27 protein-coding genes, 1 tRNA gene and 1 pseudogene are annotated in these 19,735 nt (G+C 44.5%); 16 read left to right on the forward strand and 13 right to left on the reverse strand.

Features of this window, described 5'->3' with window-relative positions; translation table 11 throughout:
• The coding region (locus tag DSM107010_RS15685) for a helix-turn-helix transcriptional regulator (RefSeq protein ID WP_148125931.1) at positions 1-1,044 on the reverse strand (1,044 nt) is incomplete at its 3' end.
• Positions 1,045-1,189: 145 nt separating this feature from the next.
• Positions 1,190-1,557, reverse strand: a pseudogene (locus DSM107010_RS42950) (ATP-binding cassette domain-containing protein); the annotation flags it as partial.
• A gap of 138 nt (positions 1,558-1,695) precedes the next feature.
• On the opposite strand from DSM107010_RS42950, the gene DSM107010_RS15695 reads away from it, so the two are divergent.
• Complete coding sequence (locus tag DSM107010_RS15695; protein ID WP_051033224.1) at positions 1,696-1,896, forward strand: hypothetical protein; 201 nt, start codon at positions 1,696-1,698, stop codon at positions 1,894-1,896.
• A 34-nt stretch (positions 1,897-1,930) separates the two neighbouring features.
• Complete coding sequence (locus DSM107010_RS15700) at positions 1,931-2,110, forward strand: hypothetical protein (RefSeq protein WP_127023335.1); 180 nt, start codon at positions 1,931-1,933, stop codon at positions 2,108-2,110.
• Between the two features lie 570 nt (positions 2,111-2,680).
• On the opposite strand, the gene DSM107010_RS42955 is transcribed toward DSM107010_RS15700, so the two are convergent.
• Together DSM107010_RS42955 and DSM107010_RS15710 are read right to left on the reverse strand one after the other, a co-directional pair.
• A complete protein-coding gene (locus tag DSM107010_RS42955) occupies positions 2,681-3,178 on the reverse strand; it encodes an Arm DNA-binding domain-containing protein (RefSeq protein ID WP_106168929.1) in 498 nt (165 codons plus the stop codon).
• A gap of 136 nt (positions 3,179-3,314) precedes the next feature.
• Positions 3,315-3,388 (reverse strand) — tRNA-Pro (locus DSM107010_RS15710).
• A 133-nt stretch (positions 3,389-3,521) separates the two neighbouring features.
• On the opposite strand from DSM107010_RS15710, the gene DSM107010_RS15715 reads away from it, so the two are divergent.
• The 4 genes from DSM107010_RS15715 (at position 3,522) to DSM107010_RS15725 (ending at position 8,569) form a co-directional block, all read left to right on the forward strand.
• Positions 3,522-4,589 (forward strand): tyrosine-type recombinase/integrase, encoded by a 1,068-nt coding sequence (locus DSM107010_RS15715; RefSeq protein WP_158631794.1) that lies wholly within the window; start codon positions 3,522-3,524, stop codon positions 4,587-4,589.
• 115 nt (positions 4,590-4,704) lie between these two features.
• Positions 4,705-4,857: a hypothetical protein gene (locus DSM107010_RS38465; RefSeq protein WP_158631795.1), complete on the forward strand. Its 153-nt coding sequence runs from the start codon at positions 4,705-4,707 to the stop codon at positions 4,855-4,857.
• Between the two features lie 369 nt (positions 4,858-5,226).
• Positions 5,227-8,091, forward strand: a complete 2,865-nt coding sequence (locus tag DSM107010_RS15720; protein ID WP_127023338.1) for a hypothetical protein — start codon at positions 5,227-5,229, stop codon at positions 8,089-8,091.
• Positions 8,092-8,383: 292 nt separating this feature from the next.
• The gene (locus DSM107010_RS15725; RefSeq protein ID WP_106167294.1) at positions 8,384-8,569 is read left to right on the forward strand and encodes a hypothetical protein; all 186 of its coding nucleotides are present in this window, start codon (positions 8,384-8,386) and stop codon (positions 8,567-8,569) included.
• Positions 8,570-8,788: 219 nt separating this feature from the next.
• On the opposite strand, the gene DSM107010_RS15730 is transcribed toward DSM107010_RS15725, so the two are convergent.
• The 3 genes from DSM107010_RS15730 to DSM107010_RS15745 form a co-directional block, all read right to left on the reverse strand.
• Positions 8,789-9,136: a hypothetical protein gene (locus tag DSM107010_RS15730; protein ID WP_106167295.1), complete on the reverse strand. Its 348-nt coding sequence runs from the start codon at positions 9,134-9,136 to the stop codon at positions 8,789-8,791.
• 453 nt (positions 9,137-9,589) lie between these two features.
• Positions 9,590-9,844, reverse strand: a complete 255-nt coding sequence (locus DSM107010_RS15740) for a hypothetical protein (RefSeq protein WP_106167296.1) — start codon at positions 9,842-9,844, stop codon at positions 9,590-9,592.
• A 236-nt stretch (positions 9,845-10,080) separates the two neighbouring features.
• Positions 10,081-10,470: a response regulator gene (locus DSM107010_RS15745; RefSeq protein WP_106167297.1), complete on the reverse strand. Its 390-nt coding sequence runs from the start codon at positions 10,468-10,470 to the stop codon at positions 10,081-10,083.
• A gap of 826 nt (positions 10,471-11,296) precedes the next feature.
• On the opposite strand from DSM107010_RS15745, the gene DSM107010_RS15750 reads away from it, so the two are divergent.
• The 6 genes from DSM107010_RS15750 to DSM107010_RS15775 are packed head-to-tail and all read left to right on the forward strand — an operon-like array spanning position 11,297 to position 14,750.
• Complete coding sequence (locus DSM107010_RS15750; protein WP_127023343.1) at positions 11,297-11,584, forward strand: hypothetical protein; 288 nt, start codon at positions 11,297-11,299, stop codon at positions 11,582-11,584.
• Positions 11,581-12,309, forward strand: coding sequence for a hypothetical protein (locus tag DSM107010_RS15755; protein ID WP_106167299.1), 729 nt, complete (start codon positions 11,581-11,583; stop codon positions 12,307-12,309). The genes DSM107010_RS15750 and DSM107010_RS15755 overlap by 4 nt, the downstream gene beginning before the upstream one ends.
• A complete protein-coding gene (locus DSM107010_RS15760; protein WP_106167300.1) occupies positions 12,296-12,604 on the forward strand; it encodes a hypothetical protein in 309 nt (102 codons plus the stop codon). The genes DSM107010_RS15755 and DSM107010_RS15760 overlap by 14 nt, the downstream gene beginning before the upstream one ends.
• Before the next feature lie 29 nt (positions 12,605-12,633).
• Positions 12,634-13,314 (forward strand): hypothetical protein, encoded by a 681-nt coding sequence (locus DSM107010_RS15765; protein WP_106167301.1) that lies wholly within the window; start codon positions 12,634-12,636, stop codon positions 13,312-13,314.
• On the forward strand, positions 13,311-14,426 hold the full coding sequence (locus DSM107010_RS15770; protein WP_106167302.1) for a hypothetical protein: 1,116 nt from the start codon (positions 13,311-13,313) through the stop codon (positions 14,424-14,426). The genes DSM107010_RS15765 and DSM107010_RS15770 overlap by 4 nt, the downstream gene beginning before the upstream one ends.
• 45 nt (positions 14,427-14,471) lie before the next feature.
• Positions 14,472-14,750 carry a hypothetical protein gene (locus tag DSM107010_RS15775; protein ID WP_106167303.1) on the forward strand — a complete coding sequence of 93 codons (279 nt, stop codon included), beginning with the start codon at positions 14,472-14,474 and terminating at the stop codon, positions 14,748-14,750.
• Between the two features lie 16 nt (positions 14,751-14,766).
• On the opposite strand, the gene DSM107010_RS38470 is transcribed toward DSM107010_RS15775, so the two are convergent.
• Entirely contained in the window at positions 14,767-14,925 is a 159-nt protein-coding gene (locus DSM107010_RS38470) for a hypothetical protein (protein WP_181246340.1), read from the reverse strand.
• 121 nt (positions 14,926-15,046) lie between these two features.
• Here DSM107010_RS38470 and DSM107010_RS15780 point away from each other — a divergent pair, with 121 nt between their 5' ends.
• Complete coding sequence (locus DSM107010_RS15780; RefSeq protein WP_106167304.1) at positions 15,047-15,235, forward strand: hypothetical protein; 189 nt, start codon at positions 15,047-15,049, stop codon at positions 15,233-15,235.
• Here the strand turns inward: DSM107010_RS15780 and DSM107010_RS38475 are convergent.
• The 4 genes from DSM107010_RS38475 to DSM107010_RS15795 all read right to left on the reverse strand — a co-directional run bounded on the left by DSM107010_RS38475 (position 15,232) and on the right by DSM107010_RS15795 (position 18,121).
• Positions 15,232-15,408, reverse strand: coding sequence for a hypothetical protein (locus DSM107010_RS38475; protein WP_158631797.1), 177 nt, complete (start codon positions 15,406-15,408; stop codon positions 15,232-15,234). The genes DSM107010_RS15780 and DSM107010_RS38475 overlap by 4 nt on opposite strands.
• 421 nt (positions 15,409-15,829) lie before the next feature.
• Positions 15,830-16,231: a GIY-YIG nuclease family protein gene (locus tag DSM107010_RS15785; protein ID WP_106167305.1), complete on the reverse strand. Its 402-nt coding sequence runs from the start codon at positions 16,229-16,231 to the stop codon at positions 15,830-15,832.
• Complete coding sequence (locus tag DSM107010_RS15790) at positions 16,221-17,912, reverse strand: DUF4326 domain-containing protein (protein WP_106167306.1); 1,692 nt, start codon at positions 17,910-17,912, stop codon at positions 16,221-16,223. The genes DSM107010_RS15785 and DSM107010_RS15790 overlap by 11 nt, the downstream gene beginning before the upstream one ends.
• Complete coding sequence (locus DSM107010_RS15795; protein WP_106167307.1) at positions 17,909-18,121, reverse strand: hypothetical protein; 213 nt, start codon at positions 18,119-18,121, stop codon at positions 17,909-17,911. The genes DSM107010_RS15790 and DSM107010_RS15795 overlap by 4 nt, the downstream gene beginning before the upstream one ends.
• 113 nt (positions 18,122-18,234) lie before the next feature.
• Between DSM107010_RS15795 and DSM107010_RS42270 the strand changes: the two genes are divergently transcribed.
• Genes DSM107010_RS42270 through DSM107010_RS15805 form a run of 3 tightly spaced genes read left to right on the forward strand, consistent with a single transcriptional unit; the run spans position 18,235 to position 19,173 of the window.
• Complete coding sequence (locus tag DSM107010_RS42270) at positions 18,235-18,363, forward strand: hypothetical protein (protein ID WP_258183869.1); 129 nt, start codon at positions 18,235-18,237, stop codon at positions 18,361-18,363.
• 31 nt (positions 18,364-18,394) lie between these two features.
• Positions 18,395-18,682 carry a hypothetical protein gene (locus tag DSM107010_RS15800; protein ID WP_106167308.1) on the forward strand — a complete coding sequence of 96 codons (288 nt, stop codon included), beginning with the start codon at positions 18,395-18,397 and terminating at the stop codon, positions 18,680-18,682.
• The gene (locus DSM107010_RS15805) at positions 18,679-19,173 is read left to right on the forward strand and encodes an HNH endonuclease (protein ID WP_106167309.1); all 495 of its coding nucleotides are present in this window, start codon (positions 18,679-18,681) and stop codon (positions 19,171-19,173) included. Before DSM107010_RS15800 ends, DSM107010_RS15805 begins: the two co-directional genes overlap by 4 nt.
• Positions 19,174-19,360: 187 nt before the next feature.
• Here DSM107010_RS15805 and DSM107010_RS15810 read toward each other — a convergent pair whose 3' ends face one another.
• A complete protein-coding gene (locus tag DSM107010_RS15810) occupies positions 19,361-19,723 on the reverse strand; it encodes a DUF1818 family protein (RefSeq protein ID WP_015154480.1) in 363 nt (120 codons plus the stop codon).
• Positions 19,724-19,735 lie beyond the last annotated feature (12 nt).

Consider the following 19,735-nt stretch of genomic DNA (forward strand, 5'->3'; position numbering starts at 1 on the left):
TTGCTCCTTTTGACGCTCGTTCCCACCCATCTCTGGTCGTTCTCCTAGTCTAGTGGCATCAACGGATAATTTACAGGTGGAAATAATCTGCTTTCCCAGACGGCACTCTGTAGGCGTAATCCCAAACTTGTCTTGAAAGGCTCTGGCAAAATGCCCCAGATGAGAGTAACCGACTTCGTTGGCGATCGCTGCTATGCTTAATTTGCCTTCTTGCAACAACAATCGTGCTTGTTCTAAGCGATACATACGCAAGTAAGCAAAGGGAGTTGTGCCGAAACAGGCGCGAAAACCTCGCTTCAACTTCATATGCTCTAGTCCCACCTGCTGGGCTAAATCTACTACAGATGGAGGGTTAGCACAGTTTTGCTGTAAGATATCTCTAGCTTGATAAACTCGCTCTACAGTGTTGCGGTTGAGCGGACGATCTCGAACTACTGCTCGTTCGAGTCGTAGCGGTTCGATCCCAAGTGCCAATAGCTCCAGCACTTTCCCTTGCAGATATATCTGCTTTGTCAGTCCTTGATAAGGGCAAGCTTGGATCTGCCGCACAATGGCGTGCATGACAGGAGCGAGCGGGCGATCGCGCCAACACTGTTGCCAATCGTTCGATGTTATTAGCATTTGTAGTTCTGGTGGTAGCTCGCCGGAACTATTGCTGTACATTCGCTTGAGCAAATCTGGCTCAAAGCCAATAGAGAGAAATATTCCTTCCCGATCGGCAGGAGATTTCCAGACTTCCTTGGGTGCAATGCCACTGCCGAAGAAGGTGTAATGGCTATTCTGACGACGGGTGGGAATCCACAGAGTAATTTCTACTTCATGCTGCCGTTCTTCACAGGCAATAGTACAGACGTTGGGGTTTGTCCAAGTACTGATTCCCAGCCAGATCCCCTCACACAAATCGATCTCCCAGAAGTGTCCGTCGCCCAACAATTGGGGAGCTTTGCCCTTCACTTCGTAAAAATCGGCAGCAAGTTCTGTCTCAATAAAATCAGTGGTTTCGTACAGTTCCCAGATATCCGCTTGGCTGAGAGTCATGGTCATAGAATTTTCGATCTATGGCAGAAGGCAGAAGGAAAAAGCCTTGCAGACAAAGGTGACACGCTGCTTTGGTGTCCTTATCTTTGGGCATTTTGCTGTGTCATTAAGAACAATACAGTAATTGCTAATCAATATCAACTAGCTGAAATTATACATTCGGGGCTAGCGGGCAGATTTGCAGACCAACAGGAGTTTCAATAATTGCTACGTGTACTCCAAAAACTTCCTTAAGATTTGCTGAAGTCAACACTCGAATGGGAGTACCAATGGACTGAAGCTTGCCTTGTTTGAGTAAAGCAATCGCGAGCTGTAACGAGCGGCTAAGTTGATATCGTGCAAAACGACGATGAGAGTTAATCCGTGCTGCTAGTTCAACTGCTTGAGTAGTTCGAGTAACTCCAGTTGATAGCGGATATCTAGATAGGTTGTCGGTTCGTCTAGCAGCAAAATCCGTGCATCTTGAGCTTGAAGTGGAACCGAAAAACTGGACAGGGGGTTAAGCTCTGAACCACTCAAAACATGCTAAGAGTAGTTCATGAGTAATAAACGCTCTTCAGTATAGTCCGCAATTCAAAGCAAAAGCCGCGCTCTTATGCCGTTCGAGGCGAGAAGACTGTCTCGGAATTAGCAAGCCAGTACGAAGTGCATCCCACTATGATTAACAACTGGAAACGGCAGTTGTTGGATGAAGCCAGTAGCCTTTTTGAAAAGGGGAGTGAGACGAGTAAAGCCAACGAGAGCCAACAAGCCCAGATCGATGAGTTGTATCGTCAGATTGGACAGTTGAAGGTGGAGAGGGATTTTTTAGCCAACTCTTCAGCACAGTTAGGATTGAAGAGCGAAAAACCCTGGTAGTGACTGACCATCCTCAATTGAGTATCGTAAGACAATGTCAATTACTAGGAATTGCACGTTCGAGCTTCTACTATCAGCCGCAGACACCGTCAGAGCAGGAGTTAACTTACTGCGATTGATTGACCAACAGTACCTAGAAACGCCGTTCTATGGCATTCGCCTTGCTATTCGTGTATCTGGAGAGATTTCTATTCCAATTGAATCTACAAAGTGACTCATCTGTGGCTTCTGCTCATTCTGCTTTCAGGATAGATCGTCAACCGTTAGAGCAATAGAGGTAATTTGTCTATTTCTAGATCTAATTCTAGAGTGCGATCGCGCTCGTTGCTCGTTACCTACGGTTATTGCTGTGCGCTGCTTTTATCCTCATAATAACCCGATCGATTCGGTGTGAATTTCGGTGTCGATAAAACCACTTGATTGCAAAATCTTTGCCTTAAAGGAATTACCGAATTTTGCTTATCGGACTGAAAATCCTCGTATCACCTTAATTCTGTCTTCTGCCATCGTTATTCAGCTCCTAAAATGGAATTACAATTCAGGGAAAATTCTATTCAGCTTGTACCGAATATTGTCAACCATTGCTTCTCCCTTGGGAGATGGAAACACTAACTCGTCAGGGTTTGGGTTCTGAGGTCGTCTAGCCAATAACATTGCTTGCAACCTCGCTGTGAGCGAAAGACTTCTGGCGCGGTTGGTTTTAGTTGATTTTCTCACACCACGCGATAGAGTTTCGCCAATCCAGACTGTAGCGCAATTATCACTTAGATGTTTTTGTACTTAACTATTTCGCAAACTGCTCGGCACAGCTTGCACTAATAGTATCTGCTAGTTTGTCCTTAAAATATTGAGTTAGGTAATTTAGTGTAGTTTCATACTTTTCCAAGCTTCTAGCGTACAAGCCTTTGGCTCTCTCCTGTGTAAATTGTTGGAATATACATACTACAGATTTACGCTCGCGCTCTAGCTGACTGTCAAATTTGTACTTTTTTAGCGTGGAGTCAAAGTTTTCCGTGGCTATGTCACCCTCGATTTGCCTGGCTTTTCGTTCAGCAACCCCTCTGTTAACTTTGCTATCGGGCAACCCAATGTAGAGAAAGTATCGCTTACTCCCATAACTCCAACACAACCGCAGTCTGTCCTTAAACACTTGGACTACAACTGTCCCTTTAAGAGCTTTTTTTCGAGATTGAGATATAGATTGAGACGATCGGTTAAGCTCATTCACTTGAGCTGTAGCGACTCTATTGCGTGCTATAAGCGACTTATGCTGAAAAACCATATCTCAAACCTATCTCAATTTTTGGTGAAAACTGCCCCAAACATACCCAAACTGCACCCTTTATTGAGAATAGATAGAGAAAGAGTTCCAGCTTTTAAAACGCCAGAACTCTTTCTGTATAAAGGATTTGATTAAATCGGAGCGGCGGGATTCGAACCCACGACCTCCACTACCCCAAAGTGGCGCGCTACCAAGCTGCGCTACGCCCCGTTTCACAGCTTAGATATCATAGCACCGTATAGGGTGGAGAAGCAATCACTCGACCGAAAGATACTGCCAATATCTGCTCTGCCGTACTCAAAAACATACTCAAATGGCAAGAGCAAAGAAAGGAACAGTATCAATGGAAATTATTCGTAATAGTATCAGGCTCAGGTTTAGAGTCGATGGAAAACAGAAAGCATACCACCTTGGTTTGCATGACAACGATGAAGGCAGAAAGAAAGCAAGGTTAATAGGCAAGCAAATCGAGATGGATTTGCTAGCTGGCAACTTTGACGCAACATTTGAGAAATATCGAATCAATCCAGCTACAGGCAAACTCAAGCAGGAAACACCCAAAACAATATCGGAGTTGTTTGCTGACTTTATCGCTTGGAAGTCAGAGTTTGTTTACTGGCGGACAGTCCAAAAATACAAAACTCTGCTGAACCATTTGGAGTTGAGCGGTATTAGCGCCAAGATAGCTAAGAGTTTGGCTGTTGATGACGTTAGCTGCTTCTGCTCGTATTCTAAGCAAGTAGTCGAGCCTGTAACCCTCAAAGAAAGATTACAGCTTTTGAGTGCATGTTGGGATTGGGCAAAGTTGGAGAATAACCACTGGAAGACGGCTGTAAAAGCAATTAAAGTGCCACCCAAGCAACCGCCTCGACCATTTACTAAACAAGAAATTCAAGCGATTCTAAGGGCATTTTCCGAGCTGTTTCCTGGCTATCTACCCTACGTGCAATTCCTCTTCAGCACTGGGGTGCGGACATCGGAAGCGATTGGATTGCAGTGGAAGCACGTTGCTGATGACTGCTCGACGATTTGGATTGGCGAATCGCTGAGTAAGGGAGTCAGGAAAGCGACCAAAACTAATAAGGCTAGAACCATTCCGCTCAACCCCAAAGTCAAGCAGATGTTGGTAGAGCTGGGAAGGGGAGATGCTGAGGATTTGGTATTTACTACGCCTGCTGGTTATCCAATTGACGATGATAATTTTGCTCGTAGGTATTGGCATTCCGCTCTCAAGAGAGCTGGAGTCGAATATCGTCGCCCCTACAATACTCGTCACACTTTTGTTAGTCACGCGCTCCAATCTGGGTTGAGTCCTGTCCAGGTTGCTAGCTTAACTGGACATTCGGTAGAGATTCTCTTTACTCACTATGCCGGAGTAATCGAAAAGCCGAAATTACCAGATTTGTTCTGACGAAATTATTCTCTCGTGGTAGCAATCGAACAATAGCTGTCATTTGTTTACCCATAAAACGTGTTTTGTATATGGCATAATGTATCGGTTCAAGCTGTTAGCAATGGTGATAAAGATGTCAGCTCGAAATGTTAGCTTGCCCGATGAACTCATTGCACTCGTCAATCAAAAAGCCATCAAACAAAAACGCTCTTTCTCTTCCGTAGTAGTTGAAGCATTGCAACGACAATTCAAGCATCAACTAGCTAAATCAAAAACAGCAGCATAGCAAAAAGAGGTGGGAGAACACCAACTCTCCTACCCCCTAATTTCCTTGCAAAATCTCTAAAACCACCTTGAAGCTTTAGCCTAACATGACGAACGAAAATCAACCATCGGCAAAAATACGCAGCAACGAGTTAGTCACAGGAGAGCGTTTATTCCAAATGACAATGGCATCAATCCGAAAATCACAAGAGGAGAAGGAAGCTGATTTCGAGAGGAGGGTGTTGCGAAAAACAATATGGTTAATCCATCACGACCCTTACGCACTGCCGGATTATCTAGCTAACCCGTATTGACCTCGGAAAAGCAATAAACCTCTTGCGCCACAAGAGGTTAGAAGTAAAGATTTTTTCAAGCTTACCTACAAATTATTATGCACAAAAATAACGGCTGCAATCAAAACTATGATGAAATCTTAATAGAAATCCACTTGGATAGAATTCGTTACGAGAAGAAGCCAAGCGAGAAGGCAGCGGCAGAAATCAACAATAGAGTTGCCCGTAGTCGCAGAAAGATTAACCCCAAGACTTTTGTAGAGAAAATATCCAACGGGCATTCTTGGACACCTAGTTACTTCTTCAGGAACAGAAGGACGGTAGGTAGTTGGGAGGGGATGTGGGTGATAGGTCAAGACTTTGATAATGGATTCTATTTAGAAGAAGCAAGGAGCAGATTAGCTGAGTTTGGCTTAGATTTCACTTTTGCTTACTCTACCTTCAGCGATACCCTACTCTGTCCGAAATGGCGGGGAGGGTGGATTCTGGACAAACCTATTACAGACAAGAAATTCGCAGAATTCCTCTTAAAACGTCTCTTACCGTATTTATTTCCAGAAAGTGACCCTGCTGCTCGTGATATCGCCCGTTTATTCTATGGTGGTACTCAATCTTTGATAGAATACCAACCAAATGAGGTGCTAACAGAAGCTAAACTATACGAGGTGATAAATGGCTGCATCGCTTATGGGATAAGCCATTCGAGCGGAAATGAAAGACAGTTTTTGGCAAGTCTTCGGAAGAACCTCGAACCCTATAACAATATATATAGCCCTCAAGGTTCTCCCATAGATTTTGAAAATTCCATTGGCAAAAATCCTCGAAAGTCTTTTTATGACTATCTTTCGGACGATGTACACCCCTCCTTTTGCGCGAACGAGCAACCCGTGTTTGCTCACAATCTGGAGAGCGTGAAGAACTATGACTTTGATGCGGCTTGTGCTGACGTGAAGATTTTACGCGATTTGAAGGAAGGCAGGCAGCTTAGTTATCACGAAAGGATGGGACTGATATCGAATCTCATGTATATCGAAGGGGGACTGCTTTGGTTTCAACGATGCGCTGCCAACACCTACAATGACAGACCTACATCAACTGCTTTGATGAAGTCATTGCGAGAACGCCGTTACTATCCGATGCGTTTGGAGAATTTCAGCTCTTACCCAGAAGACCGCAGATTTCTAAACTTATTGCAGGTTAGAAAACGCCCTACCACCCCCATAAGACTACAGGAACCCAGAGCCACTATGACACTACAGCAAACAGAAGAAAGATTTAACAAAGAGTTTCAAGCAGCTCTACATGACAACAAAAATCACGTCTTCCTACTGCCCACAGGGTTTGGTAAGACCGAAGCACTTTTACACCTCAACAACGTAGTTCTAGCGTTCCCTACGCACGACCTCAAAGACGAGGTATCCAAGCGCATGATGGTGCGACACACCAAGTCTCTCGAACTACCTCACGACCTGGCTAGTGGCGCGTTGAAACACTTAAATTACCTTTACAAAATAGGGGCTTACGGACGCGCTCATTCTTTCCTGAAGACATTGGAACAAGAGTATCCTTCTGTTAAGGCTTACCTAAAGAGTTTTCACAGCCTTCATTCAAGCAGCATAACTACGCTTACCACGCATCAGATGTGCTTCTGGCATGAGTTCAAGCATCTTAATACTGTCATCTTTGATGAAGACCCGCTGCGTTCGATGCTAGAAATCAAGTCGGTTAAATTGTCCGACCTAGAAACGTTGTCTCGGCGAGTGCGCTCTCATTCAGACGTGCAAGACGGCATTCATCCCAAGGATGCACAAGTTTTAAAAGACTTCATTCAGATGGTGTTGAGTGGAATGTGTAACTCTGCAATCCTACGTCCGCAGTTTACCTTCTTTGACTACACGGCTATCGAGCGAGAAGTATCGAATAATTCTATTTTCGATTCCTGTATTCTGGGGCTTCTTGGTGCTGACTGTTATGCCGTGACCGAGCATGATAAAGAGCAGTACCTTAACGGAAAAGCCAAGGATTTACAGATTCACTACTTATCTAATCGAATTGGCACTCTACAGGGCTTGGAGCGCAAGAAGAAGCGTTTTATTGTCATGAGCGCCACTGCCAACGAATTTATTTACCGCAAGCTATTCGGTGATACTCTAGTATTTCACGATTTATCTGACGTGCAGCTTAAAGGATTGCTGCGGCAACACACCGAGTTTTCCTTCAGCCGCTATTCGCTTGCTACGGACTCCGACCGCAAGAAACAGGTTCTCGACGACATAAACGAGTCAGGTAAGAACGTGATTACTTTTGCCGAACACAAGCATTTGTTCAAACAGGCACTCGAAGAAATGCATTTCGGAAACGTCATGGGCTACGACTCTTACAAGGGGCAAGACCTAATCGTGGTAGGGACACCACACATCCACCCCATAACTTACATCCTTTACGCTCAAGTTCTCGGTATACACACGCAACCGTCAGACTTTGCCATGCAGAATCGTGTTGTAGAGTATGGGGGCTTTAGATTCACTTTCCTTACTTACGCAAGCGAGGACATCCGCATCTTGCAATTCTTCTTCATACAGGAGGGGCTAACGCAGGCAGTAGGACGAGCGCGACTATTGCGAGAAAATGCAAGGGTAGACCTTTACTCCAACTTCCCGCTCAGGCAAGCGTGTATAACGCAGGAGGAGGAAGCTACAGTTCAGGAGCAGCAATCGTCACACACCCAAATAGAGGAAGATGTCTTGGCAGGCAAAAAGATGCGTATCGTACAATGCGCGAACAAGAGCTTCGTCAACCATACGGTGATTCCACAAGCTGATACCTTGGATAGGAAATCTCAGATTGTGACAGTCACGAGTTTAGTCAATTACCGCACTATAGACGTGCCTCTAAGCGGTCTTAAGACCATTACACCTGTCTTTACCACAAGCGAGCGTAAGACCAAGCACAGACTCACTTAAGAGTCGAATATCAACAGCCCCCCAGAGCATTTGATTCAGCCGTGAAATTAGCGGTCTAGTTTCAGGTCACAGGTAAAACTAACTGCTTACCAGTAGTCAGGCTGGGCGAGGTGGCAGGCTGGTTAGAAAAAAATAGAGAGGTCTGTAGATTCCTCTTGAAGATTTATTTATATATGTGGTGAGAAATGCTGATACATGGTGCGAAGCCAAAAATAGTACAGTAGGTAGTACGACACCTGACGCACTTAAACGCAGTCATAAATTATCCAGGTGCTTACTTCGGCATCACCTTATGAAGTCTTACATTGTCTGCGCTGAAGCTGACGGTATCGAACTCTTTTGGACTGGCGGACGTAACGGTTACTGGACTAGGAGCTATGCTGATGCCTACCGTTACAAATCAATATCTAGTGCCTGGGAAGTTTTGCAGCGGGAACACCTTAGTGCGATTACTATTATGTGGATAATGGAAATATAGGCGATGCCGGACAAGGACATTCGCATTCAATCAATAAGCACCAAAAAAAAAATTCCTACCAACTAGCGCCGCAGTGGGAACGGGTGGTAGGAAAAGCTGATAGGAACAACATGGAAGACCGATGTTGTCTAAATTTAATATTTCTATACGGAAACGTATTTTGCTTCAACCAGTAGGTGGAGTTGTTTGTCACAAGCATTTGTTGATTAGAATGCATAACTAGAGATGCTTCCCGACTAACTTGGTTCTTTTTTGCATCATCTGGGCGAAAATGGTAATCGCTTGAATAAATGCAGCTCTTGCTTCCGATTGCGTATGTGTAATCAGCATTATCAAAGCCGGAGAATAATCCTCCTGTTCTATCGCTACTTGGGTGTAGACAAGCGCTTCTTCTGCTTTGCGCTGAATCACCTTACCGCATTCCTCGATAAGTAGACCGTGTGACAATGCCAATTTGTCGCTACGTTCTTGCAATGTCCTGCCCCATTGCTTTACTTTGCGTCCATGTTCTTGCAACTTCAGGGAATGTTGCTCTAGTGCGTGGGTAGATGTCGCAGCTTCATACATGACAATTGGGAGAATGATTTCCTAGTAGAAGAATATCTAATCCTGCTACGACTAACTTCTATCGAAGGTTTCACAGCCAATTTTTCATCATGATAGTATATGGTGTAGCCCTAGCTGAACCAGATGTAAGGCTAATCCCGCTAGTTACTCCAGTTTTTCTGTTCTAGGGTCAACATCTTGCGGGAACACAAACAAATTCAATGACCCAGCTCTACGGGCAAGAAGAATAGCATTTCCTAAGTAGTAGTGAGTAATCAGCAGCCATCTATCGTACAAGCTGCCGCAGTACAAGTAGACATCAACCGGAAATTTCTTCGTGTTTTCATTTAAAAGCGGCACTTGCCAGCGTGATTCCTCACCCACATGAGATGCACCTCGTTGGTTCTACTCCCATTCATTTCTCAAGACTACGAGTGATTCAACTACCCAAGGGCTGAAAAGTCAATTAGCGACTCATGGTGTCTTTGAAATTTGATGTATCACTTCCTTTTGTTGTTGAACCGCCTCAGACATCTCACAAGAGCTTCTGATGATAGCTTTTATAGTGTAAAAGAAGGCTATGATGGCTTCATCGTTGACGCTACCATACATAGCCCTTATAGCCGCTGCAATAAGCTGCTCGTTAGATTTTCCGGTTTCTCTTGCAGCATTAGCTAACAACTCTAGGTCTTCAGGTTCTAGCTCCAAGACTAAAGTTTCTTTGTGCATTGATTATTAAAAGTTTGATTTTGTATTGGTTGAGCATGAGAAGCAGTCGGCTACGAAGTACGATTAGTACAATTACTTCTTTACAATTTGGCTGCTAAAACTGTTATAAACCCCTAGTCTTATCTCTAAGCCTAGTTGTGTAACACTTTGAAATCTGTCTTCAAAAATACTACTAACATACCTCTTGCCCATCAAAATGAAGGGGTTGTATAATATGAATTTCTTAATTGTGGTGCTTAAGAAAGACAGCGTTTAATAGCCGTTTCTAGAAGTTGAATGTCGATAGGTTTTGCAACAAAGTCAGCACATCCTGCTGCTATACAACGTTGCCTATTTTCTTCGTCATCTAAAGCGGTTACAGCGACAATTGGAATTTCCATTGTCCGCTCATCTTCTTTGAGATGACAAGAAACTTCTACACCATCCATATCAGGCAACATCAGGTCTAGTAGAATCAAGTCTGGTTGGTGTTGTCGTGCCATAGCTATTGCAGTCTTACCATCCTCAGCAGTGATGAGTGGAAAGCCCATTATCTCAAGTATCTCGATAATCAGTGCTAAATTATCCGCACCATCTTCAACTATCAGAATTAAACCTCGTTTGGAATTGTCAAGGTCACTCTCCACGACAAACTAACTCCTCAACTACTCCCTCCTAATACCCATAGTTGCTAATCGTACCTAACCACATCTGTCTTAAAGAATACTTAGAAAGGCATACTTACTTTGTGACACTTTAATAACTGTCACAATATCTCTTGACACACTAAAGTTGATGCTGATTATCTACTGAGAATATTAAAAAAGAATGGCGCGGACAAGACATTCCGTACCAAGCGAAACGAAGTGAAGCGCGGAGTCACAGATATTCTCTCCGTAGCACAAATATTGTAGTTGCAATGCAATACAGGAGTCCCAGATATTCCATCCCCCCATAGCCAGCCTGAATATTGTGAAGGGGAAGCAAGGCATAACAATCGCTAGCAATAGCCATACTGTATCTCTTGATACGCAACTCCTGAAATACCGATGATTGCGTGAGTGCTACTTCCAATAAGTGACACTCACCATTGCTGTGCTTGGGTATTGCTGACAGGCGTACTCAATGCGTACTCGCAGGGTCAAAGCTGGTTATCACTGGCAACGTTTACAGTGAGATTGTGGTTTGCACTTGTAGAGCATGGCGATAATCTCTCGCTACTAGTCAAATACTCAAGAATTCCAATAATCCATTCACCATCATCGCGCTAGATAGTTAGCTGCCTAATCATTGAGTGTTTCGTGTATCGTAGCAGATAATCCATAGATTGCTACTCTGCTAGATGTCCGGCAGATAAAGCGTTATACTTGTTATACAATACAGATATACCACTGATTGGATATTGGGTTAGATGTGACCAGACCATTCAAGAAAGAATCAAGATATGTGTATACATGGCATGTTGACCCAATCATGAGGGCATTCGTGTTTCACCTGGCTACAGATATCGAGCATTGCTCGGTGTCCTCGGTTTTATATAAGGCTGTCACGCAATACGCCCAGCGAGAACACAAGATTAGCTATCACGAATATGCTAAAGATTTGAAGCTGGAGACTCCTGACGAATTGCGGTTGCAGCTCACGCTGGCTGATGCTCGGAGACGGTCGCTAGTGCAGGATGTGCAAGAGTTGCGTTACCAGATTAAGCAGCTACAAAAGACTAACGAGGAATTAATTAACGCAGGGTTTAGGAAATCATGATTTCAGCGGCAGATTTAGTGCAACTTCAAGAGTTGGGTATAAGTGTTGATAACGAGCGGGTGCAGCATCTCGTCAGGTCTGGCTATCACTATGATTTTGAGAAACGAAAGTGGTTTCACCCTGACAAGTTCTATGCCGATGATGCTCACAAGAGTACGGAGCAAATAGAAGCAGAGATTATAGTTAATAGAACGCTGCCACCTCCAACGATTGTAGGCAGCATGAATGCTGTGGTGCTAGACAGGGAGCGATATCAGCCAGCCTTTCACGACAATGCATCAATTCGGGAGCATCCTCGCTCAGATGAGCCACTTGTATCTCGCAGCGCCGAGCTTCAGAAGAAATTCAGCAGTCGCTATGCAAATGAATGGGATAGGCTTGCCCAAAAGCTGGAGATGATTCGGCGCTACAACATGGGCGAGAGCTTGGAAGGATGGGTAGTGCGGCGCAAGGCTGGCGGTGGCAACTCTATCGATGACTATGAGGTGTGGTCGCCTGATGAGGTCTTGCAGATGCGTAACCACAAACGGCAACAGGCTGTAAGAGTGGCAGCACGTCAGCAGCGCGCACAAGAGCAGCAGACTAGGGAGTTTGGCGAGTCGGCTCGGATGGCAGAGTTTACCAAGATGCTCACAGCCGTACCCAGGGAGGTGTTAATGCAGGTCATGCGTGAGGCTGGGATGGTTCAACAGCTAGGAGGTTCGTCGAGCGATGTCCAAGTCTAAGAAAGAAACGAGTGGTGGAGATGAAGCCAATGTCAGCATGAGTCGTACCCGCGTCAAGCCGATGGGCAGGGTTGGGACTATCCAGATGGAGGACATTCCACCAGAGCAACAGCATTTATACATCCAGATTGGTAAACGTCTTTATAACAAAGCCGGACTCAGCCCCGAACAGTTGCGTAAATTCGACACTCAATACGTTACTGCTGAAGGCTACCAGGCTTGTGAGATTAAACGTCAAACCTTTGGTGGAAATGTTCGAGTAATTAGTGATAATGTCCCCAGCTCAGATACCTAGTACAAATTTTTTGGAGGAAACAGCAAACAATGCCACCCGTAAAACGCCTAGCAGACAGAGCCATGATGCAACCGAAGCCGGAGCCACCACCACCATTCAGCCAGATGGAGGATTTCAAAGATAGCAAGGTTATCAGTCAGCGATATTGCTTGCCCGAAACTACATTCAAAGAGGTCAAGAAGCAACAAGATATTGACGCATTCTTATCGCAGGCAATCTTAGATTTAATTAATGACAGTCGTGGAGTGGTGCGCACGGAAGAGCCGAAGTCGAAAGAATCTTGGTACAAGACAACCAGAAAGGTTCCGCTTCAGAAGTGCTTGACCCAGAATTTCAAGCAGGTAGGTGGTAGCGTTGAGCATTATGTCACCGTGGAATCTACCATCTTCCGCAAGTACATTCCAGTCAAGTCAATACTGAATATGGTTGAAGGTAAGTCGAGTACTATGACCAAGCATTGCAGCACCTTCATGATTCCTACTCGGCTTTACAATGAGTTTTTCCGTCTGTGCGAATACTTCCAACTATCGCTCGACGATGGCATTCATCAAGCTGTGGATAGGGCATTCGACAAGATTTATGTCGCTCCTCCCAATCCCAATACGGAAAAGTTCAAGCGATTCACCGAGCGCGAGGAACGGCAGCAGGAGCAAATGGTCAAGTCTATCACTAAGCGCATAGCCAAGAATTTGCCGCAGGAGCCAGCATGAACGAACAGCAAGCAGTAGCGCAGTCAATGCAGACGGCTGCGGCAATGGCACAAAAATACGGCGTTGAGTTGGGAGCGGAGTTGAGCGCCGAGCTACAATCTCCAACACAATACGACCAGCCGCAGGATGACCCTGGCTACATTCCCAACTTCTATGAAAACGACACCTGGGCAAGCATCCAACCGCGAGAACAAGCCAAGCCAGTAGACACGCGCGCGCAAGAAGAAATTGCTTACGAGCAATATCTAATCCAGAAACAAAAAGCCGAGCAACCACAGGAGCAAGCCGAGCAAGTCCAGGGAGCGAACGCCAGGTTAGTCGCTACTAGTCTCGAATATGGCTGGGAGACACCATCATTTCAAGCGTATCTTGATAGCGATGACGATGCATATATGAGTATGCGATTATCTCCCCAGCAATTACAGCTAGCTAATGAGGTGTGGGGACTAGATGAAGACACGGCTAAGGCTTACGTCTACCACCACAAACTAACGCCTGATGACCTGCGCCTGATTGAGATGAGCTTCACTGGGCAAGCATCTACACCCGCAGCAATGCCGAGCGCACCATCCCAAAAACAAATACCGAATACCGATGATGACGATGTAGATGCTGACAGTCTTAGCCTCGCTCCTAATCCAAATGCTGATAGCAGTGATGATTCTGCTGGTGATTACGATTATGTTGCAGCTTTGGGGGATGTGAACCATATGCGGCGCACTTACTTCTCGCAAGCCAGCGATACTGAGTGGTCGTCCATCCTGAACGATGTCATCGACGAATTCGAGTCACTATCTCCACTGGAGCGGGAGCCGTACGATAATCCTGCTGGATTGTGGGCGCTGTATCAGCGTGTCTCCTATCGGCGACAGCAACAGCAAGCCCAGGCTCGGAAACAGGCTCAGCAACGACAGCAGCCGAGCCGACTCACTAACGATAATCCTAGAGGTTCGTCGAAGCGCAATACTCAAGGCTTTAGCAATTCCGCTCTGACTCCTAGAGGATTCCTGCGCCAGAGCTGGATTGATAAGCTGTCACCTGACGACTATGCCAAGAATGCTGACCGTATAACTGCTTGGTACACCGCCAAGAAGGTAGACCGGAATGCTTAGTCATGTGGTCTTGGGATTAGGACTTGCACTTATTTTGGAGATGAAATGAAACAGGGAATCAACAGCCGACATCTACCGCACCAGCATCGCGCTATCAGGAGCCAGAGCTATAACCAGGTATCTAAAGAGACGTTGGCTGCTGCTGATAAAGCAATCCTGGTCATGCGCTTGAAGGACGCGCTTAAACACAATAAGTTCGTACCCATCAGCGTCATTACCAGCCTTACCGATGCCGATTGCAAAATTTCACAAACTTCGGCAGGTAATTCTCACCCAACTTCGGCACCCTATTCCCACCAAGTTCGGCAGGTGATTCTCAGCTAACTTCGGCAGGTAATTCTCACCCAACTTCGGCACCCGCTTCTACACTGCCGTCTACTGCCACTGGTGTATTGATAAGTTTTGAGGGACAACCATGCCGTGTCACGCTAGATTCTTCCACCCCATCAGGCACTAACGGATTTCTGTTGCCAGTTAACACTTTGTACCGTTTTGACATGCACCAAGGTGGTGTGGTGAGAGTCTTAGAGAGCGCTGCATCAGCCTTCGCCAATTATCAATTTATCGTAACGTTGGGTTGATAAGAGAAAATAGAGATAGTAAAGATAGGAGTAAAAACAATGTCTAGAACTTCCAACAATGGCGATACGCCCAAAAGATTTGAACTACAAATCCCAGATTTCAAACGCGACTCAAAGACAAATTGGAGTTGGGCTAATAGTAACGGTACTTCTAACCTTAACCTCAAGTTTGAGAGCGATACTGGCAACACTAAACCACAGGAAGGTAAGCCGAAGATAGACTTTTAGAATTCTTCTAAGTCGTCCAGATTTGCGTCAGGGGGAATTTGATTCACAACAAATCCAGTTCCCTTAATTCTGTATCTTTTGACTGGAACGGTAGACGGGGTAGTGGGGTCTACAATCGTAGGCTGATAGTCCAGACGCTGCATTTGGTGAGCAGTTAGCGTTATTTCTGACATGGTAATTTGTTAGAATGTGTGTAACTTCCACCTATATTTTATCTTTTATATTTAGCTACTATTTCTTCTCGTCGTCGTCCTCAATAAGTGCATAATCTCCTAACGCCTCTTGATTGCATACAAGAGGTTTTTTCTTACTATTAAATAGTGTTGTACGTTGGCTCTCAAGCTAAATTTGTGAATAATTTTTTCGGCTTTTGATTTGACCAAAAAGTCATTAGAGCTAGAATCCTTGTCTTGATTGAGTTTGAAGAACTATCAAAGTAAAGCCTCCTGTGTTAGTGCCAAGAGGCTAGGTGTAAAGATTTATCTACACCTCTGATTATGTATCGGAAATAACAATTATAGATAAGACTACGGCAAAATCTTAACAGAAATCATATTCCCTCCAAAATTATTTGTGCTTTGATTTTAGTAGCATCTAGCACAACTTCCGGCTCGGTCTTTTTTGGTCTGCCCATAGGAATTTCTTACCAGGATGCCATTCGATATTTAGCGGTGGCTGATACAACTGTATCAAAACTGCTTCTAGGATTTTCTCGTCGTCCATTTCATCAAAACGCCTGCCCTGCTTCAGGCTTATCCAGCTAACCCTAGTGGCTCCTCTTTTACGCAATTGTTCCAGCTTCATTGGTCTGGGATTGTTCCAACGAAAGTGCATATTTCCGGTCAAGCCGACGTATAAAACCTCATCCTCTTTAGTCCACAGGTAGCAGGCAGAGGAGCGCGGCAACTCCTTCAACTCGAAGATAGATACGCTGGGCAAGACATCAGGGAGCAGCGCCAGCAGGTCTTTCACTAGGGCTGGTGTGTTAACTAGCATCGGTAATAGGAAAGAAACGCTTTTTCTTCTTGTCGTAAGTCCACTTACCAGAAAGGAAATTTTTGATAGCTTTATTGTTAATAGCTTCTGTCAGAAATCCTACCGTCATGCCAGGGACATTGTACACAGTCACAAAAGCTTCTATTGGATAGCCTGTGGTATCGTCATAGACCTCCTTCGGGACGATAGCCTGGGGCTTTTCAATTGGGACGATAGGTTGTGATTTCTTGGAACAATCTACTGTATTTGTCTCATCTGTTCCCATGACAAATCTAGCTCTATAGAGGCGTTCAGCACAGTATTCTGGGCTTTCTTTAAGATTCTCTGCTAACTTCCTTATGTTTTGCCGCTCTCTTTCTGCTGCTTCTTGAGCTAGCTTTTCAAGATAAGAATCTGGTTGTTTATTGAGTCGCTCAAAATTTTCTGCAAACTCTAGGATGCTATATAACAATCCTTCTCTGTCGTCATTGTATTTGACAGATAATTTTTTGAAGTATTCTAGGAGTCTAGGAGACACATATATAGAATCTATTTCTTCATCGTCACCACCAGCGTTGCTAGGTGTATATAGATAGAGCTTGTATGAATTGTAGTTGTTTAACTCTTTGGAAGATAGAGCTTGTTGATACTCCTTTTCTTCCTCTTCATCCTGCTTGGCGATAAACTGCTCTACCAAAAAATCACAGTGGCAGGGCTTAGGATGACACCAACACCCTAATACTTTGTCTTTCAATTCTTCAATAGAGTCAAACAACTCTGGGTGAGAATGGAAGTGTTTCTTGTAGGATTCGATAGCCTCGGCTCTTGCTTTGTCATCCTTATGGTCGAACTTGTAGAAAGGATTTCCCCATTTCTTATTACCTACTAGCCCATGTTTTTTGCTATCGCCATAACCAGTATATAAAAATATCCCTTCCTTCTCCGCCCACTTACGGAGATTTGGATGCTTCATTACATTAATAACAATAGGTCTAGAGTAACGATATCTATAAAGATTGCGTTCTTCATCGCTCCAATTCGGATTACGAATATGAAGGTCTATTAATTCTAAATCAGTAGACTTAGTATCAATCGTCTTAGTTTGACAATCGGACTCATCCAATTCATATTTAACATAGTTTGAGTCATCCTCTTCTGACTCATCCTTTGTTGTATTCGCCGCAGTTACAGTATTGTTTACAGGTGAAGGTTTCTCACTTTGAGAATTCTTCGGTTCGTACTTCTCTCTCATTCTCAAAGCATCTGGGCTAGGGTTAGCCTTATTCTCTGCACTGCTATCGGCAACGAGCTTCTGGTCTAAACACTTTTCCTCTCTGGCTTTAGGCTTTCCTTCTTTAAGTTCTTTAAGCACCTGACGCAATGATAAATTCCGAGCGCGTTCGGAATTTGATAATCTGTTCCATCCCCCGGCAAGTGTCATGTAATTACCTGCCGTATCTGGAGAGAAGCTTAGATTTTCCTTGACCCACGGTAGCCAGTTACCATGACCCAGTTCGGCTTTCTTAGCTATTAGTGCTTCTCCCAAAGCTTTAGCTCTAAGGACTGTGTTGTAGTAGCTTTCGTTAATAGCTTTATGTTCGTCATTAAACCAGTTTGCGTCACAAACGATAGGTACTGCTTCTTCTTCGTCGTCCACATCTGTCTTCTTAACCTTGCCCGTAACTGCATCCACAATAATCATTTCTGCTCACTTTCCTGTTCTTTCTGATAGTCAAGCGCCAACTTCATCCCGCCAGCTCTAATCGCCCTCTCTAGTGCATCAGAACGTGTAACACCTAATTCATCCGCCACATCGTCAATCATTTTGGACACAGTATCCGTAATAGTGAATTGATATGGTTTTTTGAGTTCGCCGTACTCTAGCGGTTCTGACTTCTTGGGTCTAGGCATTGAATTAATCACATCTCTATTTCTCCCGTAACACTACTACATTCCATAGTATCATGATATCATTATAAATAGATGCCATGAGAAATGTCGCAGTTATCTACGCATCATGGTATGTGGATATACCCTCTAAAGAAGACGATAAAGAGATAAACACCCTACCAGTCAGGGCAAAGGTTGAAAAAGATTTATCGAGCATGGTGGATAAAAATTTAGAAATTTCGGAAGAAGAAGCCGAAGACTAGGACAATTGAGACTTCAATAGGAGGCAAGCATATGAGCAGTAAATTCAAGCTCAGTCCGAAAATCCAAGCTGCAATTATCAGAGGCTACGGATTCAGCCGAGAACAAAAAATCTGGCTTAAGCATTACACCGATGCAGTAATAGCCCGTGATGCAAAACTCTTTATGCGCCTGGGAGATGAGTCAATACATCGGTGGGGAATGTCGAGAGGCATCAAGTTAGATAACGCTGCCGCATACCTACTAAATCAAGAAGACCTTGCTTGGGGTACTGCTGTTATGGATGTAGCCACCGAACTCAACAAACTAGCAAAAGAATGAAAACTGTTGATTTGACGCAGGGGCAGACGGCTATTGTTGACAACGAGGTTTTTGAAGCAGTTAATCGTTGGAAGTGGCACTATAACAAAGGCTATGCCGTGAGCGACATCAGCTACGTAGGCTGCGATGGTAGAAGAGGGATTCACAAAATCTATATGCACCGCTGGGTATTAGACAGTTTCTACAATATTCGCATTGGAGGCTTACAAGTAGACCACATCAACGGCGTTAAAACTGACAACCGATTAGTCAATCTTAGAGTTGTTACCAGTCAGCAAAACCGCTTCAACACGAATCAGCCAAGGAATAATACCAGCGGATTTAAAGGAGTAAGTTTCGATAAGGCTGTGGGGAAGTACGGAGCTTGGATTAAGCACGACGGCAGAAAGCACTTTTTAGGTTACTACTGTTTTGTCGAAGAAGTAGCCTTAGCATACAATCAAGCAGCTTTGAAGTATCACGGCGAATACGCCAGGTTGAATGAAGTTTAATGACAAATTCTTGAGTAGGAGCGTACTTAAAACGCATACTCAAAGCTCAGCAGGTATTGGCAATTAACTCTTGAAAGCCTTGTGTTGCTTGTGACAGTTGAAACCCCAAAGTGGCGCGCTACCAAGCTGCGCTACGCCCCGTTTCACAGCTTAGATATCATAGCATAAGAAATTGCGATCGCGCTATTTAGAAAACAAACAGCATTTGAGCCGCTCGGATGAGATCGGGAACTGCATCCGCCGCCCAACTCACCTCAACTCGCCTACCTGTATTTAGAATCAGTCGCAAGCTATAAGCGTGGGGATAGCCTTCTACTTCCATCCAGATAAAATTACTTTCGGCTTCACAGGCGATCGCTTCCTCATCCATCAATTCGCGCTCCATCTGGCTCATAGTATTTGATAGTTGCATAGACAATCGGCAAAAATCTTCTAATTCTGCCTGCGTCAGTTCGATCGCCCAGTCCTCAGCACCTACTAAACCTTTAAATTCCTTTGCCTCTGGATCGAATCCAATCCGCCAACCTGCGCCACTCTTAACTATGCGCATAAAGTTTTACAT

This window comes from Chroococcidiopsis cubana SAG 39.79 (genome assembly GCF_003991895.1).
Lineage (GTDB): Bacteria > Cyanobacteriota > Cyanobacteriia > Cyanobacteriales > Chroococcidiopsidaceae > Chroococcidiopsis > Chroococcidiopsis thermalis.

Excerpts from the sequence above, each read along its gene's own strand:
- DSM107010_RS15695 (WP_051033224.1), top strand. The coding sequence starts at position 1,696 with ATGATTAACAACTGGAAACGGCAGTTGTTGGATGAAGCCAGTAGCCTT.
- DSM107010_RS15700 (WP_127023335.1), top strand. The coding sequence starts at position 1,931 with ATGTCAATTACTAGGAATTGCACGTTCGAGCTTCTACTATCAGCCGCA.
- DSM107010_RS42955 (WP_106168929.1), bottom strand. The coding sequence starts at position 3,178 with ATGGTTTTTCAGCATAAGTCGCTTATAGCACGCAATAGAGTCGCTACA.
- DSM107010_RS15715 (WP_158631794.1), top strand. The coding sequence starts at position 3,522 with ATGGAAATTATTCGTAATAGTATCAGGCTCAGGTTTAGAGTCGATGGA.
- DSM107010_RS38465 (WP_158631795.1), top strand. The coding sequence starts at position 4,705 with ATGTCAGCTCGAAATGTTAGCTTGCCCGATGAACTCATTGCACTCGTC.
- DSM107010_RS15720 (WP_127023338.1), top strand. The coding sequence starts at position 5,227 with ATGCACAAAAATAACGGCTGCAATCAAAACTATGATGAAATCTTAATA.
- DSM107010_RS15725 (WP_106167294.1), top strand. The coding sequence starts at position 8,384 with ATGAAGTCTTACATTGTCTGCGCTGAAGCTGACGGTATCGAACTCTTT.
- DSM107010_RS15730 (WP_106167295.1), bottom strand. The coding sequence starts at position 9,136 with ATGTATGAAGCTGCGACATCTACCCACGCACTAGAGCAACATTCCCTG.
- DSM107010_RS15740 (WP_106167296.1), bottom strand. The coding sequence starts at position 9,844 with ATGCACAAAGAAACTTTAGTCTTGGAGCTAGAACCTGAAGACCTAGAG.
- DSM107010_RS15750 (WP_127023343.1), top strand. The coding sequence starts at position 11,297 with ATGAGGGCATTCGTGTTTCACCTGGCTACAGATATCGAGCATTGCTCG.
- DSM107010_RS15755 (WP_106167299.1), top strand. The coding sequence starts at position 11,581 with ATGATTTCAGCGGCAGATTTAGTGCAACTTCAAGAGTTGGGTATAAGT.
- DSM107010_RS15760 (WP_106167300.1), top strand. The coding sequence starts at position 12,296 with ATGTCCAAGTCTAAGAAAGAAACGAGTGGTGGAGATGAAGCCAATGTC.
- DSM107010_RS15765 (WP_106167301.1), top strand. The coding sequence starts at position 12,634 with ATGCCACCCGTAAAACGCCTAGCAGACAGAGCCATGATGCAACCGAAG.
- DSM107010_RS15770 (WP_106167302.1), top strand. The coding sequence starts at position 13,311 with ATGAACGAACAGCAAGCAGTAGCGCAGTCAATGCAGACGGCTGCGGCA.
- DSM107010_RS15775 (WP_106167303.1), top strand. The coding sequence starts at position 14,472 with ATGAAACAGGGAATCAACAGCCGACATCTACCGCACCAGCATCGCGCT.
- DSM107010_RS38470 (WP_181246340.1), bottom strand. The coding sequence starts at position 14,925 with ATGTCAAAACGGTACAAAGTGTTAACTGGCAACAGAAATCCGTTAGTG.
- DSM107010_RS15780 (WP_106167304.1), top strand. The coding sequence starts at position 15,047 with ATGTCTAGAACTTCCAACAATGGCGATACGCCCAAAAGATTTGAACTA.
- DSM107010_RS38475 (WP_158631797.1), bottom strand. The coding sequence starts at position 15,408 with ATGTCAGAAATAACGCTAACTGCTCACCAAATGCAGCGTCTGGACTAT.
- DSM107010_RS15785 (WP_106167305.1), bottom strand. The coding sequence starts at position 16,231 with ATGCTAGTTAACACACCAGCCCTAGTGAAAGACCTGCTGGCGCTGCTC.
- DSM107010_RS15790 (WP_106167306.1), bottom strand. The coding sequence starts at position 17,912 with ATGATTATTGTGGATGCAGTTACGGGCAAGGTTAAGAAGACAGATGTG.
- DSM107010_RS15795 (WP_106167307.1), bottom strand. The coding sequence starts at position 18,121 with ATGCCTAGACCCAAGAAGTCAGAACCGCTAGAGTACGGCGAACTCAAA.
- DSM107010_RS15800 (WP_106167308.1), top strand. The coding sequence starts at position 18,395 with ATGAGCAGTAAATTCAAGCTCAGTCCGAAAATCCAAGCTGCAATTATC.
- DSM107010_RS15805 (WP_106167309.1), top strand. The coding sequence starts at position 18,679 with ATGAAAACTGTTGATTTGACGCAGGGGCAGACGGCTATTGTTGACAAC.
- DSM107010_RS15810 (WP_015154480.1), bottom strand. The coding sequence starts at position 19,723 with ATGCGCATAGTTAAGAGTGGCGCAGGTTGGCGGATTGGATTCGATCCA.